15 protein-coding genes are annotated in these 16,744 nt (G+C 59.8%); 5 read left to right on the forward strand and 10 right to left on the reverse strand.

Annotated features, from left to right (window positions below; translation table 11 throughout):
* Window positions 1–392: 392 nt before the first annotated feature.
* Together KSS96_RS09890 and KSS96_RS09895 are read right to left on the reverse strand one after the other, a co-directional pair.
* Window positions 393–1,559: a catalase family protein gene (locus KSS96_RS09890; protein ID WP_065876936.1), complete on the reverse strand. Its 1,167-nt coding sequence runs from the start codon at window positions 1,557–1,559 to the stop codon at window positions 393–395.
* On the reverse strand, window positions 1,556–3,364 hold the full coding sequence (locus KSS96_RS09895) for a di-heme-cytochrome C peroxidase (protein ID WP_065876937.1): 1,809 nt from the start codon (window positions 3,362–3,364) through the stop codon (window positions 1,556–1,558). Before KSS96_RS09895 ends, KSS96_RS09890 begins: the two co-directional genes overlap by 4 nt.
* A 258-nt stretch (window positions 3,365–3,622) precedes the next feature.
* On the opposite strand from KSS96_RS09895, the gene bamJ reads away from it, so the two are divergent.
* From bamJ to KSS96_RS09915, 4 genes are all read left to right on the forward strand, one after another.
* Window positions 3,623–4,354 (forward strand): BamJ family beta-barrel-assembly machinery protein, encoded by a 732-nt coding sequence (gene bamJ, locus KSS96_RS09900; protein WP_003172938.1) that lies wholly within the window; start codon window positions 3,623–3,625, stop codon window positions 4,352–4,354.
* Window positions 4,355–4,698: 344 nt separating this feature from the next.
* A complete protein-coding gene (locus KSS96_RS09905; protein WP_068932397.1) occupies window positions 4,699–5,154 on the forward strand; it encodes a YkvA family protein in 456 nt (151 codons plus the stop codon).
* Between the two features lie 96 nt (window positions 5,155–5,250).
* Window positions 5,251–5,589, forward strand: a complete 339-nt coding sequence (locus tag KSS96_RS09910; RefSeq protein WP_017530343.1) for a helix-turn-helix domain-containing protein — start codon at window positions 5,251–5,253, stop codon at window positions 5,587–5,589.
* Window positions 5,586–5,957 (forward strand): hypothetical protein, encoded by a 372-nt coding sequence (locus tag KSS96_RS09915; protein ID WP_017530344.1) that lies wholly within the window; start codon window positions 5,586–5,588, stop codon window positions 5,955–5,957. The genes KSS96_RS09910 and KSS96_RS09915 overlap by 4 nt, the downstream gene beginning before the upstream one ends.
* On the opposite strand, the gene KSS96_RS09920 is transcribed toward KSS96_RS09915, so the two are convergent.
* A complete protein-coding gene (locus tag KSS96_RS09920; RefSeq protein WP_217856054.1) occupies window positions 5,954–7,723 on the reverse strand; it encodes a bifunctional diguanylate cyclase/phosphodiesterase in 1,770 nt (589 codons plus the stop codon). The two genes, KSS96_RS09915 and KSS96_RS09920, sit on opposite strands and share 4 nt — an antisense overlap.
* Window positions 7,724–7,841: 118 nt before the next feature.
* On the reverse strand, window positions 7,842–9,923 hold the full coding sequence (locus KSS96_RS09925) for a carboxy terminal-processing peptidase (protein ID WP_223271462.1): 2,082 nt from the start codon (window positions 9,921–9,923) through the stop codon (window positions 7,842–7,844).
* A 138-nt stretch (window positions 9,924–10,061) separates the two neighbouring features.
* Between KSS96_RS09925 and KSS96_RS09930 the strand changes: the two genes are divergently transcribed.
* Window positions 10,062–11,024: a zinc-binding dehydrogenase gene (locus KSS96_RS09930; RefSeq protein ID WP_065876940.1), complete on the forward strand. Its 963-nt coding sequence runs from the start codon at window positions 10,062–10,064 to the stop codon at window positions 11,022–11,024.
* A 142-nt stretch (window positions 11,025–11,166) separates the two neighbouring features.
* On the opposite strand, the gene KSS96_RS09935 is transcribed toward KSS96_RS09930, so the two are convergent.
* The 6 genes from KSS96_RS09935 to KSS96_RS09960 form a co-directional block, all read right to left on the reverse strand.
* A complete protein-coding gene (locus KSS96_RS09935; RefSeq protein WP_065876941.1) occupies window positions 11,167–11,820 on the reverse strand; it encodes an HAD family hydrolase in 654 nt (217 codons plus the stop codon).
* A gap of 29 nt (window positions 11,821–11,849) precedes the next feature.
* Entirely contained in the window at window positions 11,850–12,839 is a 990-nt protein-coding gene (locus tag KSS96_RS09940; protein WP_017530348.1) for an ABC transporter ATP-binding protein, read from the reverse strand.
* On the reverse strand, window positions 12,836–13,636 hold the full coding sequence (locus tag KSS96_RS09945) for an ABC transporter permease (RefSeq protein WP_017530349.1): 801 nt from the start codon (window positions 13,634–13,636) through the stop codon (window positions 12,836–12,838). The genes KSS96_RS09940 and KSS96_RS09945 overlap by 4 nt, the downstream gene beginning before the upstream one ends.
* On the reverse strand, window positions 13,623–14,459 hold the full coding sequence (locus KSS96_RS09950; RefSeq protein ID WP_017530350.1) for an ABC transporter permease: 837 nt from the start codon (window positions 14,457–14,459) through the stop codon (window positions 13,623–13,625). The genes KSS96_RS09945 and KSS96_RS09950 overlap by 14 nt, the downstream gene beginning before the upstream one ends.
* Before the next feature lie 5 nt (window positions 14,460–14,464).
* Window positions 14,465–15,271 (reverse strand): alkaline phosphatase family protein, encoded by an 807-nt coding sequence (locus KSS96_RS09955; RefSeq protein ID WP_068932395.1) that lies wholly within the window; start codon window positions 15,269–15,271, stop codon window positions 14,465–14,467.
* A gap of 130 nt (window positions 15,272–15,401) precedes the next feature.
* On the reverse strand, window positions 15,402–16,478 hold the full coding sequence (locus KSS96_RS09960) for an ABC transporter substrate-binding protein (protein WP_017530352.1): 1,077 nt from the start codon (window positions 16,476–16,478) through the stop codon (window positions 15,402–15,404).
* Window positions 16,479–16,744 lie beyond the last annotated feature (266 nt).

Genomic DNA, 16,744 nt, shown 5'->3' on the forward strand with positions numbered 1-16,744 from the left:
TTGTTTGCACTTAGGGCATAACCGTTCCGAAAAAGTAGACACCCTATATGCGGGCTCCGCTTCCGTAGCAGGCTCGTAGATTTTATTGAATTTTTCGCAACTACGGTTCGCTTGTTTGGCTGGCATGACGGCTTCATCCATGAATGAGCAGGCCTATAAGATTGACCAAGGACGAGAGGATTTCAAGAAATCACATACGAAAATTCAAACAAGCGCTTACTTGATATTTTAATGCCATCATTGATGCCGCAAGCATTCATGCGGGCATGCTCGTTACTGAGCAAGCCAGCGTTTATGGCGACCGGTTAAACATGCCCCCGAGCCCGTAAGTACGGTGGCGTGGGAGGAGGGCGGCTATAGAGCCGCCTCCTGCTTGATTCCACCTTTATCCTTTACGGCGCGTTGCGGCTATGGCGGTAGTCGCTGACAGCCTCGTAAACGGCCTTGCGCAAACGGTTGATGCCGCCGATCGGGCGGTGCTCTTCTACACCAAACCACGGATTGAACGATTGATTGTCGCAGGCCAGGTTCAGTTGCGGGGTATCAAAGTCTTGTGCCGGGATCTTTACCTTGGCCACGGTTTCATAGGGCGCGTCGCTTTCCTTCCATTCGATGCTGGTGTCTTCGATCGGCATGAATTTCTGCGGGTTCTGCCGCTGGATCTGCAACACGAAGCACGCCGGTACGCGGTCGGTGGAAAGCTGCTGGCTCAGGGCTCTGCGCAAGAAGTTCGGCAGGTCCTGATTCTGTTTAGGCAATACATATTCAGGGCAGCTTTGCGGGTCGGGGGCGACGCGGAACTTGGCGTTGGCCGCGCCGAACTTGTAGGGCGAGACCGAGAAATAAGTGGTCTGCGTGGGGCTGGCCGGAGCGGGTGCCAGGGTCGCCAGCGCGATAAACAGGTGGCGCACCTGCCAACTGCGCGGGTCGACGTTGGGGAAGAATGCCAGGACTTTCTTGCCATCGGCCTGGGCACCAATGTTTTGCGCATATTCCGCCACATCGCTGACAAAAAAGTTCGGATGGCTGAACATCACGAAGTCCTGTTCGGCACGGGTTTGCTGGTCGGCGAGCAGCTGTTTGCCCGGCACGTCGAGCAGCTTGATCGCCATGCCGCGGGCGTCGCGAATGCTGTCGAATTGCGGGTAGGCGTTGCCGTTGGACAGCCGCATCATCGCCTGCCAGGTTTTGCCAGGCTCGGCGAACACGCCCTGGCGCAGTGCCGGGTCAAGGTCGGCCAGCACGCTGACCTCGGCCTTCACGCAACCATGCGCCTTGGCGTGTGCATCGCGCAGGTAGCGGGTGCCTTCGCGGTGTTGGTCGACGATGCGCACCGCGGTCTGAATGATGCCCTGGGTCATCGCTGCTTCACCCGCCGGGACCTGTTCATCCGGCGACACTGGCCCGCTGTGTTGCCAGGCGTACCAGGCGGTGGCCGCCAGCCAGCCAAGCAGGCCCAGGCCCACCAGCCACAACAGGGTCTTGCCGAGAAACGCACCCAGGCGCAGCCACAGGCGGGCGAGCAGGGACGGTTGGTCATATCGAGATCGGATCATCATGGCAATTGTTGCTCCAGCGGGCCGCCCAGCACTTTGAGGTATTCCAGCAGCGCCCAGCGTTCCTGCGGCAGCAAGCCGCGGCCGATCACGCCTTTGCCACGCTCGCCAGCCCGGAATTCGTGGCCGCTGTTGTGGTTGCCGGTAATTTTGGTATCGAACAGGAAGGCATTCTTGAACGCGCCGGTCTCAAAGCCCAGGTGACGCGGGTCGTAATTGAAGGTGCCTTTATAGAAGGTGGTGCTGCGCTCGTCCTGGGGCGAAAGCAACTGGTAGATCGTTGGCACCGAGCCGTTATGCAGGAACGGCGGGGTGGCCCACACGCCGGCCAGCGGGCGGGCTTTGTAGGCACGCAACTCGCGCACGCCGATGGGCAGGCCATAGCCGTCCAGGCGTGGGCGTTCGGCGGGGGTTACGCCGGCGGCGCGGTAGGCATGGTCTTCAACGAAGGCGGTGACGTAGGCCAGGCCCTTGGCGACCGACATTTTTTTCAGGTCCAGCGGCTCGGTCGGTGTCGGGTGCAGTTGGACATTGAGCTTGGCCAGCTCCGCCGGGTCCCATTGCAGGGCGCTGAGGTCGTAGCGTTGGTCGGCAATATTACTGGCGGTGCCGGGGTCGGTGCCGATGTAATCCACGGGCAGCATCTTCAGGTGCTGCACCGGGCGGCCACCTTCTTGGGTGACGCTGGGTACGTGGCAGCTGGCGCAGTTCTCGGTGAACAGCGCACGGCCTTGGGCGGCGAGAGGCTTGTCGACAGCGCCGAACACGTCCTCGGGCCAAGTCGGTGGCTTGAGGCGTTGCAGGGTTTCTTCGATCAGGTTGAGGTCGCGCACGCGCACGCTCGATGGGTAGCGGGCATCCCCTTGTAGCGGCTGGCCGGCGCTGTCGAAAAAGGTCAGGGTGGCGCCCACGCCCAGGGCTTCGCCGATATTGCGGGCCATGGGTTGCTGGGCCGAACCGTTCCATTGCACCCAGTCGAAGGTCCAGATATCCCACAACTGCGGGTAGTCTACTGGCGCATTGGCGACGCGGTAGTTGTCCGGCGTAATGGCGTCGCCAAAGCTGGCGTTGGCGATGCGGCCGAAGGCGTCGGTACGGCCAGGGCCTTCTTCGGTGGGGTAGAGGCCGCGGTGCGTGTCGTTCCAGGCGACTTTGATGAACGAGTTCAACGACTGCTTGAAGTCCTGGCGCAGTTGACTGTGCTCGGCGTCGTAACGGTCACCCAAGACCTGGCGGGCGAAACGCTCGAATTTCCATGGGTTGTAATACGTGGCGGCGAGGCTGGCGACCAAGGCCTGGCCGAAGCTGCCACCGCGCAAGGTCGGCACGCTGGAAGGCAGCACATGTTGCGCCGAACCGCCGTCGATACGCACTGCCTGACCTTTGAAATGCAGCTCGCCGGTGTGGCAGGCGGCGCAGGTGATATCCAGGTATTCAACGTTGCTGCCGGCATTTTTGTGCCGGGCGAAACCTACCGGCAGGTTGCCGGGGTTTTGCGCGGAGGGCACTTGTTTGGGGTCGACCAGGAAGCCGAAACGCGCCAGGTAGTCGGGCGTGGCAAAACGTCGCTCGGAGAACGGCAATTCCAGGGCGGTGAACCAGTCGTAATGCAGGCCCTTGACCTGGGTGCCCTGAGGCGTGAAGTAATACGTCTGACGGTCGGCGGCACTCCATTGATCCTGGTAGTGCACCTGTTCCACGGGCACATAGTCCGGCAGCCTGGGGTTGACGGTGTAATAGAGCACCACGGCCAGGATCAGGCCCAGCGCGGCAAGTAACAGGAGTAATACACGGCGAAAAATGCGCAAGATGGCTATCCTTGTCTCGGTCTTGTCGAGGAGTCGTGTTGTTATGCCACTACGCCACACATGCGGCAAGTGACCCTGAGCCCGGTAGTAGGCGATCCCACGATCCTTCGCGGGGCCCCATCATGAATGAAAATGCTTTTAAACACGTGAACTTATCGGAAGTTTCCTGCTCACATGCCGGTAGCCATTGGTCGTGGCCGCCTGATAAGCTCGCGACTTTATTCGAATGCCCTATTGGCGCATGAACAAGGAAATAGCATGAAACAGCATCGGTTGGCGGCGGCGGTGGCCCTGGTTAGCCTGGTACTTGCGGGTTGTGATTCGCAGACCAGCGTAGAGCTGAAAACCCCGGCGCAGAAAGCTTCCTACGGCATCGGCCTGAACATGGGCAAAAGCCTTGCCCAAGAAGGCATGGATGACCTGGACTCCAAAGCAGTAGCCCAGGGCATCGAAGATGCTGTCGGCAAGAAAGAGCAGAAGCTCAAGGACGACGAACTGGTTGAAGCGTTTGCCGCACTGCAAAAACGTGCTGAAGAACGCATGACCAAGATGAGCGAAGAGTCGGCAGCCGCCGGCAAGAAATTCCTCGAAGACAATGCCAAGAAAGACGGCGTAGTCACTACCGCTTCCGGTCTGCAGTACAAGATCATCAAGAAGGCCGACGGCGCACAGCCTAAGCCGACTGACGTGGTGACTGTTCACTACACCGGCAAGCTCACCAACGGCACCACGTTCGACAGCTCCGTGGATCGCGGCAGCCCGATTGACCTGCCGGTCAGCGGCGTGATCCCGGGTTGGGTTGAAGGCCTGCAACTGATGCACGTGGGCGAAAAGGTCGAGTTGTACATCCCGTCCGACCTGGCTTATGGCGCCCAGAGCCCGAGCCCGGCGATTCCAGCCAACTCCGTGCTGGTATTCGACTTGGAGCTGCTGGCCATCAAGGACCCAGCCAAGGCTGACGCACCTGCTGCACCTGCCGCCAAGAAGTAATCGGCGCCTGAACACACAACGCCCCGTCTCGACGGGGCGTTGTTGTTTCTGCGGCATGCATCGATCCACATGGGTGAGGGCGCTTGCTCCCACATGGGGCGCCGCTGCAAATCCGAACGAACGTCCGTAGTGGGTAACAGTCTGATATAAGACTCAAGTGCGGCTAGCCGCACGCCTTCGCCAAGTCAATGAAATCTTGGGTTTTTTTCATGTGCGCAAAAAACGCCCGATCTGACTGGAAGCCTTGTAGTCCGTGGCTTTCAGGCATTTAAAAAGGCTCTGTTCACAAGGTTATCCACAATTTGTGTGGATAACCTTTCTGTTTGATGGAACTGGAGTGACAGATGAAACCACCCTTCAATTTCACCCGTTTCCTGCCCATGGCCGCACGCTTGCTGGGTCGTGGGCGCTTGCCGACCCTGTTGTTCGCCGTGGCCGCCAAGAGTTCGAACCAGGGCAATCGCCTGGGCAAGCTCAAGGATGATTTCAAATTGCTGCAGTCCCTCTGCCTGGCGTACTGGCGGGGCGAGTACCGGGCGATCAGCCCCAAGGCGCTGATCTCGGTGGTGGCGGGGCTGATGTACTTCCTGAGCCCGATTGACGCGATTCCGGACTTCATCCCCATGTTCGGCATGCTCGATGACATTGCTGTACTGGCCTGGATCATGAAAACTCTGGAGGGCGAACTCAGTGCTTTTCGTGCCTGGCGCGACGCCCTGCGCCCGGAAAAGCTTGCTGTTGTAGAGCGGCTGCCTGCCACGCCAGCCTTGCTGGCCAAGGAAAACTCGCAAAAAAACTGACGACTCGGCTATCCCCCTGCGACCTTTGTGGCTGTTAGGATTACACTCCTAAGGAAAGGGCTTACTTGGTAAGTGTTGTTATCCTACGGGGCAGTCATGGATATTCAGATAATTTCACGCAATGGCGAGCCCGAATACGCGGTGCTGCCATGGGATCAGTACCAGGCGCTGCTAAAAGCTGCCGGTCAGCAACAACCGACGCACACTCCTTCTCCTCCTGTACACGCCGCACCCGACCGGGACCTGCGCCCGCTGGCGGACCTGCGCCAATTGCGTGAAGCCAAGGGCCTGGCTATCGAAACCCTGGCTCGCACCGTGGGCATCAGCCCTTCGTATCTCGGATTGATCGAAAGTGGTGAACGTCAGCCGGATGCAGCGATCCGCCGCAGCCTGGCCTGGGAATTGGGCGTTGCAGGTTGGAGGGATGAATCTTGAGCCTACGTATCAGCCGTCAACATTGGGATGGTTTACTCAATGAACTGGATCAGGCGCGCCGCCAGCGGCATCTGCTGACGTACCGCGCGCTGCTTGAACGCCTGCAATTTCCGACGCCGGCGATGCAAACCCTGGCCGCGGCCCTGGAACACTTGGCGGCGCTGGACGCCAAGGCCGAGCAGCCGTTGCGCAGCTCTCTGGTGATCAGCCAGGGCGCCAGCCGCCTGCCGCGCACCGGGTTCTTCGAATGCGTGGAGCGCCTGGGGCGCTTCAGTGGGCCGTCCGATGGCGTCGCCGCCGCCTCCTGGCACGCTTCGGAAGTGGTGCGGGTGTTTGAGTACCAATACCCGGAGTCTGCCGAGGCTTAAAGGGCTTGGGGCAGCGTGTCCATGCTGTCGATCACATGGATGCTGTAACCGGCCACATCCTTGGCGTGATGCTTGGCCTGCGACGCCAGCTCTGCCAACTGGCTGGCATCGAGTTGTCCACAGGCCTGTGGATACAAATGCACCACCCCAATCGACAGCGACAGCAATGCAAACTCCTGGCGCACGCCTTGACGGTTCAACGCGACAAAACAGCCGGCGTCGAGGTGCTCGGCGCGATAGAAGCGCCGGCATTGGGTGTGGAAGTCGTCCAGCAGTTGATTGAGTCGCTTGCGCCAGTCCTGCGGCCCCAGCACCAGCAAAAAGTCATCGCCGCCGATGTGCCCGACGAAATCGCGGCTGGGGTCCACCCGGTCATTCAGGCATTGGGCCAGGCACAGCAACACCTCATCCCCTCGCCCGTAGCCATAGATGTCGTTGAACGGCTTGAAGCTGTCGATATCCACGTAGCAGATCACCGACTCCCGTTGCTGTTGCAACAGCCGTGTGAGGCATTGCTGGATCGGTACATTGCCGGGCAGCAGAGTCAGCGGGTTGGCATAGCGTGCCTGCTGGATCTTCAACTCGGTGATCAGCTTGAGTACATCGATCACCCGCCCCAGACCCAAGTAGTCGCCATTGAGCGTGATGATGAAGTCTTCTTCGATGCGTTGCCGCGCGCGGCTGGTGAGCAGGCGGCTGACCTGTTGCAGCGACTGGCTCAGTTCTACCGCCAAAAAGTCGGTGCTCATTAAACGGCTGATGGGCTTGCGCGCAAACAGGTCGGTGGCGAACGGCTTGAGCAGTGCGTCGGACAGCGAATGCCGATGGACGATGCCCACCGGGTGGCCGCGCCCATCCAGCACCGCCAGCGAGTTGAGGTTGGCCTGGCGGCGGAACGCTTCCAGCACTTGCGCCGTGGCGGTGTCCTGGTCCACCGCCGGTTGTTCATTGAGCAGAGCGCTGAGGTCGCTGCCTTCCTCGCTGAGGGTTGCGATATTTTGGTCTGGCTTGGGCAGCATCAGGCGCGCTTCCTGCGGCGGCTGTTCCTGCGGACGACAGAGCAGGTAACCCTGGACCAGGTCCACGCCCATTTCCGTCAACACCGCCAGTTCTTCAGCTAACTCGATGCCCTCGGCAATCACCTGGGCACGGGACGCCTTGGCGATTTGCAAGATCGAACCGACAAACTCGCGCTTGAGTGCATCCTGATGAATGCCATCGATAAAGTGTCGGTCGATTTTCACGTAATCCGGGCGCAACTCCGACCATAACCGCAGGCTCGAATAGCCAGCGCCCAGGTCATCCAGGGCAATCGAAAAGCCCATGTTGCGGTAATGATGCAGGGCGGTTTGCAGCAGGTCGAAATCGTCGGTGGGGGTTTGCTCGGTGAGTTCGATCACTACCTGACTCGGCGGGATGCCGAAGTCGCGCAGCAGTTGCAGGGTGCGCCCCGGTTGGTGCGCCGTTTCCATCAGGGATTGCGGGGAGATATTCAGGAACAGCTTGCCTGGTAACTTTTGTTCGCTGAAACGTCGGCATGCACTCAGGCGACAGGCCATTTCCAGTTCACTGAGACGCCCGGCCTGGCTGGCCACCGAGAACAAGGCGACAGGGGAGTGCAGCGGGCTGTTGGAGGGGCCACGGCTGAGGGCTTCGTTCCCAAGAACGCGCCGTTCGGACAGGCAGATGATCGGTTGGAACAGGCTGTGCAAACTGCCTTGAGCCAGGATAGAGCCCAGTGCATTCAGCTGTTCGTTCATGGTCATGGCGATCTCGATCGAAAAAAAAGGACCCCAGGCGTTGCGCCTGGGGTCCTTCATTTCACGACAGGATGATGTCTATTTGATGACACTCCGCAGAGCGGTCGCATTAAATTGCCATCATTTACTGCTTGGCCACCTGTTTACTGATCTTCAGGTAATCCAGCAGGATCCGGCCTGTCTCGGCCAGGTAAGCGTCGTCTTCCGGCTTGGTTTTATCCGCCTCGGTTGGCAGCGCGTCTTCGTCTTCTTTCTTCAGTTCCTTGAGTGGGTCTTCACCCTTGGCCTTGCGGCGGATGTTCTCCAGCACAAGCTGCTGATTCTCGATGTCGGTGTGCTGCTTACGACGGTCCACTTCGTTGAGGCTGACGGTTTTTTCTTCCATCAGCTTCTTGGCCAGGGCCAGCTTGTCGCGGATAAACACAAACTCGGCATCCTTGGCGGAGCGGGTGTCGTGGTCAGCCTTCAACTGCGCCAGGAACGGCTTGAACGGGTCCGAAGCAGGCTTGATCGCAGGACGGATGGTGTCCCAAGGCATGGCTTCCGGCAGGGCGCTTTCGCCGATTTCCTTGGTGTCGATAATCGACGGGAAATCGATGTCCGGCAGTACGCCCTGATGCTGGGTGCTCTGCCCGGAAACCCGGTAGAACTTGGCCAGTGTCAGCTTGAGCTCGCCATGGTTGAGCGGCTGGATGGTCTGCACGGTACCTTTGCCGAAGGTCTGGCCGCCGATGATCATTGCGCGGTGATAGTCCTGCATGGCACCGGCGAAAATCTCCGACGCCGAGGCCGAGAGACGGTTGACCAGCAACGCCATCGGCCCTTTGTAGAAGGCTCCCGGGTTCTCGTCTTCGAGCACGTCGACACGGCCGTCTGCATTGCGTACCAACACGGTCGGGCCCTTGTCGATAAACAGGCTGGTCAGCTCGGTGGCTTCCTGCAGGGAACCGCCGCCGTTGTTACGCAGGTCGATGACCACGCCGTCGACTTTTTCCTTCTGCAACTCTGTGAGGATTTTCTTAACGTCACGGGTGGTGGACTTGTAGTCCGGATCGCCGGCACGGAAGGCCTTGAAGTCCAGGTAGAACGCCGGAATCTCAATGACGCCCAGCTTGTAGTCCTTGCCATCCTGCTTGAGGTTGAGGACTTTCTTCTGCACGGCCTGGTCTTCGAGCTTCACCGCTTCACGGGTGATGGATACGATCTTGCTCGTCTGGTCGTTCGGCGCGTTGGTGTGCGGGATAACCTCCAGACGCACCACGCTGCCTTTTGGCCCACGGATCAGCTTGACCACTTCGTCGAGGCGCCAGCCGACCACATCGACCATCTCTTTGTCGGCCTGGGCCACGCCGATGATCTTGTCGGCAGGGGCGACCTGCTTGGTCTTGTCGGCTGGACCTGCCGGCACCAGACGCACGATTTTGACCTGGTCATTGTCGCTTTGCAGGACGGCACCAATACCTTCCAGCGACAGGCTCATGTTGATATCGAAATTTTCCGCGTTATCTGGCGACAGATAATTAGTGTGCGGGTCGTAGGACATCGCAAAGGTGTTGATGTAGGCCTGGAAGATATCTTCGGCGCGGGTCTGGTCCAGACGCGCGAGCTGATTCTTGTAGCGCTTGGTCAACAACTCCTGGATGGCCTTGGGCTCTTTGCCGGCGATCTTCAGGCGCAGCACTTCGTCCTTGACGCGTTTGCGCCATAAGTCGTCGAGTGCGGCGGTGCTGGTGAGCCAAGGGGCGTCCTTGCGGTCCACCAGAAGGGATTCCTTCTGGGTGAAGTCGAGCTTGTCGACGCCTTTGTTCAGCTCAGCCAGGGCGAAGTCCAGACGCGCTTTGACACGGTCCAGGTAACGCTTGTAGATGGTAAAGCCGGGCTGCAGGTCGCCGCTCTTGAGGAAGTCGTCGAACTGGGTTTTCCACTTGTCGAACTCAGCGATATCGCTGGCCAGGAAGTAGCTACGCGACGGGTCCAGCAACTTGAGGTAGCTGTCGTAGATGATCACCGAGCGAGCGTCATCCAGTGGCGGCTTGCTGTAGTGATGACGCTTGAGCAACTCGACGACGTTGAGGCTGGCAATCACCTCATCGCGATCCGGCTGAAGGTTGTCCCAGCTGTTGGCTGCGAACGTATTGGTCGACATCGACGCGAAGCCGAGACCAATGAAAAAAGCGAGGGCGGTGCTGGGGAACAGATGCTTCATGCTGATTCGACGCGGGGGCAATTGATAACGCATATTAGGCCGTCTTTGAAGTTGCCGGTTCCATAGGGGCCGGTCGCATAATGCAAAAAGCCCGGCGCTACTGCTACGGGCTCAGTCCAGACTCACTATGGAGGCACTGTGAAAGCATTGCAAGGCGTTGAAGGTCATGTGGAGTGGTTGGACGAACCAAGTCCTACATGTGATGTAGGCCAAGTTCGCATTCGTGTAGCGGCGGCCGGCCTTAATCGCGCCGATTTATTGCAACGTGCGGGGTTCTATCCGCCGCCACCCGGCGCCAGCCAAGTGTTGGGCCTGGAGTGTTCCGGAGTGATCAGCGAAGTGGGGGCGGGCTCGTCCTGGCAAGTGGGCGATCGCGTGTGTGCGCTGCTCGCCGGTGGCGGTATGGCCGAAGAAGTGGTGGTGGATGCACGGCATGTGTTGCCGGTACCGGAAGGCTTGTCGCTGATCGAAGCGGCGGGATTGCCTGAGGTGTACAGCACCGCGTGGCTGAATTTGTTCCAATTGGCGGGGCTCAAGCCCGGGGAGAAGGCGCTGCTGCATGCTGGCGCCAGCGGCGTGGGCTCGGCGGCGATCCAGCTGTGCAAGGCGTTTGGCAGCCCATGCTGGGTCAGTGTGGGGTCGGCGGAACGTCTGGCGTACTGTGAGAAGCTGGGCGCCCAGGGCGGCGTGGTGCGCACCGACGGGATCGAAGGGCTGCGCGACTTCGGGCCGTTCGATGTGATTCTCGACCCGGTGGGCGGCGACTATGCGGCGCTGGACCTCAAGCTGCTGGCCCTGGATGGGCGTTGGGTGTTGATTGGTTTGATGGGGGGCCGTGAGGCGCAGTTGGACCTGGCGCAGGTGCTGGGCAAGCGCATTCAGTTGCTGGGCTCGACCCTGCGCAGCCGCGATGACCAGTTCAAGGCCGACCTGTTCAGTGACCTGAGCCAGCACGTGTGGCCGTTGTTCGCCGAAGGGCGCCTGAGCCCGCAACTGGCCAGGACCTTTGCGATCAAGGATGCCGAGGCGGCGTTTGCCGAACTGGCGACCAACCGGGTTGCCGGGAAGTTGGTGTTGGTGATTGACGAAAGCTTCACCTGATTCCGGATTGGAATAGGGTCAATGTGGGAGGGGCTTGCCCCCGATGGCGGTGTGTCAGATGAAACATTTTTCACTGATCCACCGCCATCGGGGGCAAGTCGAATCGTCGCACCGCCCCTCCCACATTTGGATCTCTGTTGAATCAGGTCCAGTGATAGATTGGCCAATCGGCCTTCTCGGCATGTTCGCGCAACACCGGGTCTGGGTTCACTACGTGCGGGTAATCGACCTTCAATAACAACGGCAGATCATTGCGCGAATCCGAGTAGAAATACGCACCCTCCAACGTCTCACCTTCCTGTTCCAGCCAGTCCAGCAAACGCGTGATCTTGCCTTCGCGGTAGGTCAGTACACCCACCGTACGGCCGCTGTACACGCCATGGCTGATCTCCAGTTCAATCCCCAGCACCTCATCGATGCCGATGCGCGCCGCAATCGGTTTCACCAGGTGCGTGCCCGAGGCGGAGATCACCAGAATACGGTCACCGTTGGCGCGATGGCGGGCGATGGTTTTGGTCGCGTCGCTGTAGATCAGCGGTTCGATGATGTCCTCGACCCATGGCTCCACCAGGTGTTCGATTTCCTCCGGCGTACGGCCGATCATTGGCTCCAGGCTGAAATCCATGAAGTCTTCCATCGCCAACTCGCCCCGGCTGTAGGCGTCCATCAGTTCGTTGTTCCTGCGCATGAACGACTCAGGGTCGACCCAGCCCAGGCGGCCCATCTGCTCGCTCCACAGGGTGGCGCAGTCGCCGTGGATCAGGGTGTCGTCCAGATCAAAAATTACCAATGCCATCCTTTACGCTCTCTCAATCAATCGTTGCATCAGGCTACTTCACACAGCGCACTGGGGTCGATGGAAAGTGCCAGGCGCTGGCCGTCCGGGTGCAGGTCATCGGCCGAGCGGTTGAGCACGTCCACCACCAGCTCCACGCCACGCGCTTCGATGCGGTAGCGGATCACATTGCCCAAAAGGCTATGACTGCGCACCAGCGCATCCAGCTCACCGCTGCGGCTCAACTCGATAGCTTCGGGGCGAATCGCGATGCGCCCACTGATCGGGCGTTGCAGCAACCGGCTGGCCTTGTCGGCATCGAGCAGGTTGTAGTTGCCGATGAACCCGGCGGCGAACACATCGACCGGCGCGGTGTAGAGTGTTTCGGCATCGCCGCTCTGTACGATCTTGCCCTGGTTCATCAGGAAGATGCGGTCGGACATGGTCAGGGCTTCTTCCTGGTCATGGGTCACGAAAATCGTGGTCAAGCCCAGTTCGCGCTGAATCTGGCGGATCTGTTCGCGCAGGTGCTTGCGAATGCGCGCGTCAAGCGCCGACAGCGGTTCATCCAGCAGCAACAGGCGAGGGCGGGTTACCAGGGAGCGGGCCAGGGCCACGCGCTGGCACTGGCCGCCGGACATCTGGTGCGGATAGCGCCCGGCCAGATCCTTGAGTTCCACCAGTTGCAGCACTTGCTGTACGCGTTGGTGGCTGTCGTCGGCGTTGACCTTTTGCATGCGCAGGCCGAAGGCGACGTTTTGTTCCACGGTCATGTTGGGGAACAGCGCGTAGCTCTGGAACACCATGCCGATATGTCGTTTTTGCGGGCTCAGCGGCACGATGTCCTGGCCGTCCAGCAGGATGCTGCCGCTATCCACCGAGGTCAGCCCGGCGATGCAGCGCAGCAGGGTCGATTTGCCGCAACCGGACGGGCCGAGCAGGGTGACGAACTCGCCCTTGGCGATCTCGCAGTTGATATCGCTGAACACCGGCGTACCGGCGTAGCTCTTTTGCAAATGTTGGACGCTGACGAAGCTCATTGGCTTTTGTCCTTGTTCAAGGTATTGGCGGCCCAGGTCAGCACCAGCACAAAGAAGAAATAGGAAATGACCACGGCACTGGTGAAGTGGCCGCTGCTGTTGCGCATGTTGTTGAGGTACACCTGCAGGGTCTCGTAGCGGGTACCCACCAAAATGTTGGCGAACACGAACTCACCGAACAGGAACGAGAACGACAGCAGCAGCGCCACCATCAGGCCTTTGCGCAGGTTGGGCAGCACGACGAAGATCGCCGCTTGCCAGGTGCTCGCGCCCAGCAGTTGCGAGGCGTCCATCAGGTCGCGCAGGTTGATCGCTTGCAGGTTGTTGGTGATCGCCCGGTACATGAACGGCAGCGCCACGGTGAAGTAGCAACCGATCAGGATCCACGGCGTGCCCACCATCGCCAAGGGGCCTGAACCGTAGAGTTGCAGCAGGCCCACCGACGACACCACCGGCGGCACCGCGAAGGGCAGCAGGATCAGAATGTTCATCAGCGCGTCGAGCTTGGGGAAGTGGTAATGCACCACGAACAACAGCGGCAGAATCAGCACCACCGACAGGATCAGCGCGCCCACGCACACCAGCAATGACTGACCGAAGGCCATCAAGAAGCGCGGGTCGCTCCACAGTTGCACATACCATTTCAGGGTAAAGCCCGCCGGTAGAATGGTCGCCGACCAACTGCTGGCGATGGAGTAGACAAAGGTGCCTACCAGCGGCAACACCAGGATCACAAACAACAGCGTCACCACCACCCGGTGGTAGAGGGAGGCCGGGCCGGCTTCAGCGCGAGACATGGTAGCTCCTCTTGAGCAGCAGTTGATGAACCACCGTGACCACCGTCATCAGCGCCACCAGCACCACGGCCAGCGCGCTGGCCATGTTCGGGTCCAGCGATACATCGCCGGAAACCAGCCCCGCAATACGAATCGGCAGCACGTTGAAGTTGCCGGTGGTCAATGCATACACGGTGGCGTAGGCGCCCAGGGCGTTGGCCAGCAGAATCACGAAAGTACCCAGCAGCGCGGGCGTCAGCACCGGTAAGCCGATATGCCGCCAGAACTGCCAGCCATTGGCGCCGAGCAGGGACGCCGACTCACGCCAGTCTTCGCGCAATGCATCGAACGCCGGATACAGCAGCAGTACGCCGAGGGGGATCTGGAAGTAGGTGTAGAGAATGATCAGGCCCGTCTTGGAGTACAGGTTGAAATCCTGAATGATCCCCGCCTGTTTGAGCATGATGGTGATGCTGCCGTTGAATCCCAGCAAAATGATGAACGCGAAGGCCAGGGGTACGCCGGCGAAATTGCTGGTCATGTTGGCGAAGGCGGTGACGAAGTTGCGCAGCGGCGAATCCACACGGCGCAACGAATAACTGCCGAGGGTGGCGATGATGATGCCGAAGATGCTGGAGTAAAAGCTGATCTCCAGGCTGAACTGGATCGCTTGCAGGTAGAACTTCGAGCTGAAGATGCGCGTGAAGTTTTCCAGGCTCCAGCCGGCCTCTTCGGTTTGCAGGCTGTTGATCAGCACCCATACCAGCGGTGCGATTTCGAACACGATAAAGAACAGCGCGAAAGGCACCAGGCAGAGCAGCGCCAGCCATTTGCCGCGAGTCATGGCATTCACTTCAATAGCTCCCGGCACACAGCTTTGTCGTGGGGCACGCCCAATAGTTGGCAGATGGTGCCGCACAGATCGGTCTGTTTGGGTGCGGCCTTGGTATCCAGGCTGAAAGCATCGCCGAGCACAAACAGCGGCACTTCGCGCTCCTCCGGCAACAGGCCGTTGTGGGAGCGGTCGTTGTTCATGCCGTGGTCTGCGGTCACCAGCACTTGGTAGCCGACGTCGAGCCAGCCTTGCAGGTAATCGGCCAGGATGATGTCGGCCGAGCGGGCACTGTTGCGGTATTGCGCGGTGTCGAGGCCGTGCTTGTGGCCGGCGTCGTCGATGTTCATCGGGTGCACCACCAGCAAGTCCGGCGCGTGCTTGAGCCGCAGGCTTTCGGCGTCGGCGAACAGGTGGGAATCCGGGTAGTGGTCATTCCAGTAGAAATGTCCGTGCTGGATCGCCAGCGCCTTGTCGTCGGTATGACGATCACGGGCGGCGAGAAAGGGCGTGCGGTTGTACAACTCGCTGACCCAATGGTAAGCCGCTGCCGCCGTGGTAAGACCCGCGTCGGTGGCGTAATGGAAAATACTGCGCTGGTTGGACAGGCGCGAGACGTTGTTATGCACGATGCCGCTCTGGATCGGTGGCACGCCGGTCAGGATGCATTCGTATAGCGGGCGCGACAGCGAGGGCAATTCACATTCCAGTGTGTAGAGGGCTGCGCGTCCTGCGCCGACATAGGCCTGCAAGTGCCCCATGGTATGCCTGGCAACCTCGAAGTTAAGGCCGTCGAGCACGACAAGGATGACTGGGTGTTTCATGGGCGGCGACGCTCCGCAACGATTGACTTGGCTCAATGCCTCTGGAGGAACGGGGGGGCAAAAATGTGGGAGGGGGCTTGCCCCCTCCCACATTGGACCGCCACTGGCGTTCCAATGTGGGATGGATCCCTTACTTCATCTCTACGATGACCTGCTCGTTCCACAATTGAGGCAGTTTTTTGGACGTCGCTTCCCAGGCATCGGCATCCTTGATCGGCTGCGGGTTGGCCTTGGTGTACTGCTCGCCCGGGATCAGGTTCTTGGCGATTTCGGCCGGCAGTTTCAGGTCGGTTTCGGCACGTATCGGACGCGCATTGCCCTTGGCCAGGTTGAGCTGGCCGGCATCGCTGAAGATGTACTCGCGGGTCAGCTTGGCCGCGTTCGGGTGCTTGGCGTGTTTGTTGATGATGGTGGTGTAGCCGGATTTCACCGAGCCGTCAGACGGGATCAACACCACGTAGTCATCCGGGTTGGCCATCTTGGCTTTGTAGCTCAGGCCGTTGAAGTCCCAGACAATGCCCACTTCGACTTCGCCTTTTTCCATGGTGGCGATGGTGGGGTTGGACAGGCCGAGGCGACCTTGCTGAGCGATCTTGGTAAAAAACTGCAGGCCGGGGGCGATGTTTTTCTCGTCGCCTTTGTTGGCAATGGCGGCAGCCAGTACAGCGTTGGACGCCTGGGCCGCGGTGCTTACGTCACCCACGGATACTTTGTACTTGCCGGTTTGCAGGTCCGCCCAACTGGTTGGTACGTCGGAACCATGCAGCAGTTTCTTGTTGACGATAAACGCGATGGTGCCGGTGTAGGCCAGGGCCCAGTGGCCGTCTTTGTCTTTTGCCCAATCCGGTACCGAAGCCCAAGTGGAAGGCTTGTACGGCTGGGTGACTTCCTGCTTTACCGCAATCGGGCCGAAGGCTGCGCCGACGTCGCCGATATCAGCGCTGGCGTTGTCTTTCTCGGCTTTGAACTTGGCGATTTCCTGGGCCGAGCTCATGTCGGTATCCATGTGCTTGAGGCCGTAGTTCTTGGCCAGGTCTTCCCAGGTGCCTTTCCAATTGGCCCAGTCATCGGGCATGCCGACGCTGTTGACGGCGCCTTCCGCTTTCGCGGCGGCTTCCAAGGTTTTTAGATCGGTATCAGCAGCCATGGCGGCGGTGCACATGGCAATGGTCGAGCCTAACAGTGATGCCAGGAAAAGCTGTTTCATCCGAAGCTCCTTTGGGCGTTTTCAACGCGGCGTTTTTATGAACGTTTGCGGTGGTGTTGGTCTAGGTCAGCAATACCTGAGCCAATTTAGGCTCGATGGATGACAGTTTCATGTCGATGTCGTTTTTATCGTGCGGGTGTCGCTCGACGCAGGTTCAGCGTAGACCATGCTCAAGCGCCCGCAGGCGCTGGACTTGGCCGATGTATTGCAAGACGTGCGACATACTTGCGGTGGGCTGTCATCTGTCGGTCATCTGTAATGCCTAC

Source organism: Pseudomonas asgharzadehiana (genome assembly GCF_019139815.1).
GTDB classification, from domain to species: Bacteria; Pseudomonadota; Gammaproteobacteria; order Pseudomonadales; family Pseudomonadaceae; genus Aquipseudomonas; species Aquipseudomonas asgharzadehiana.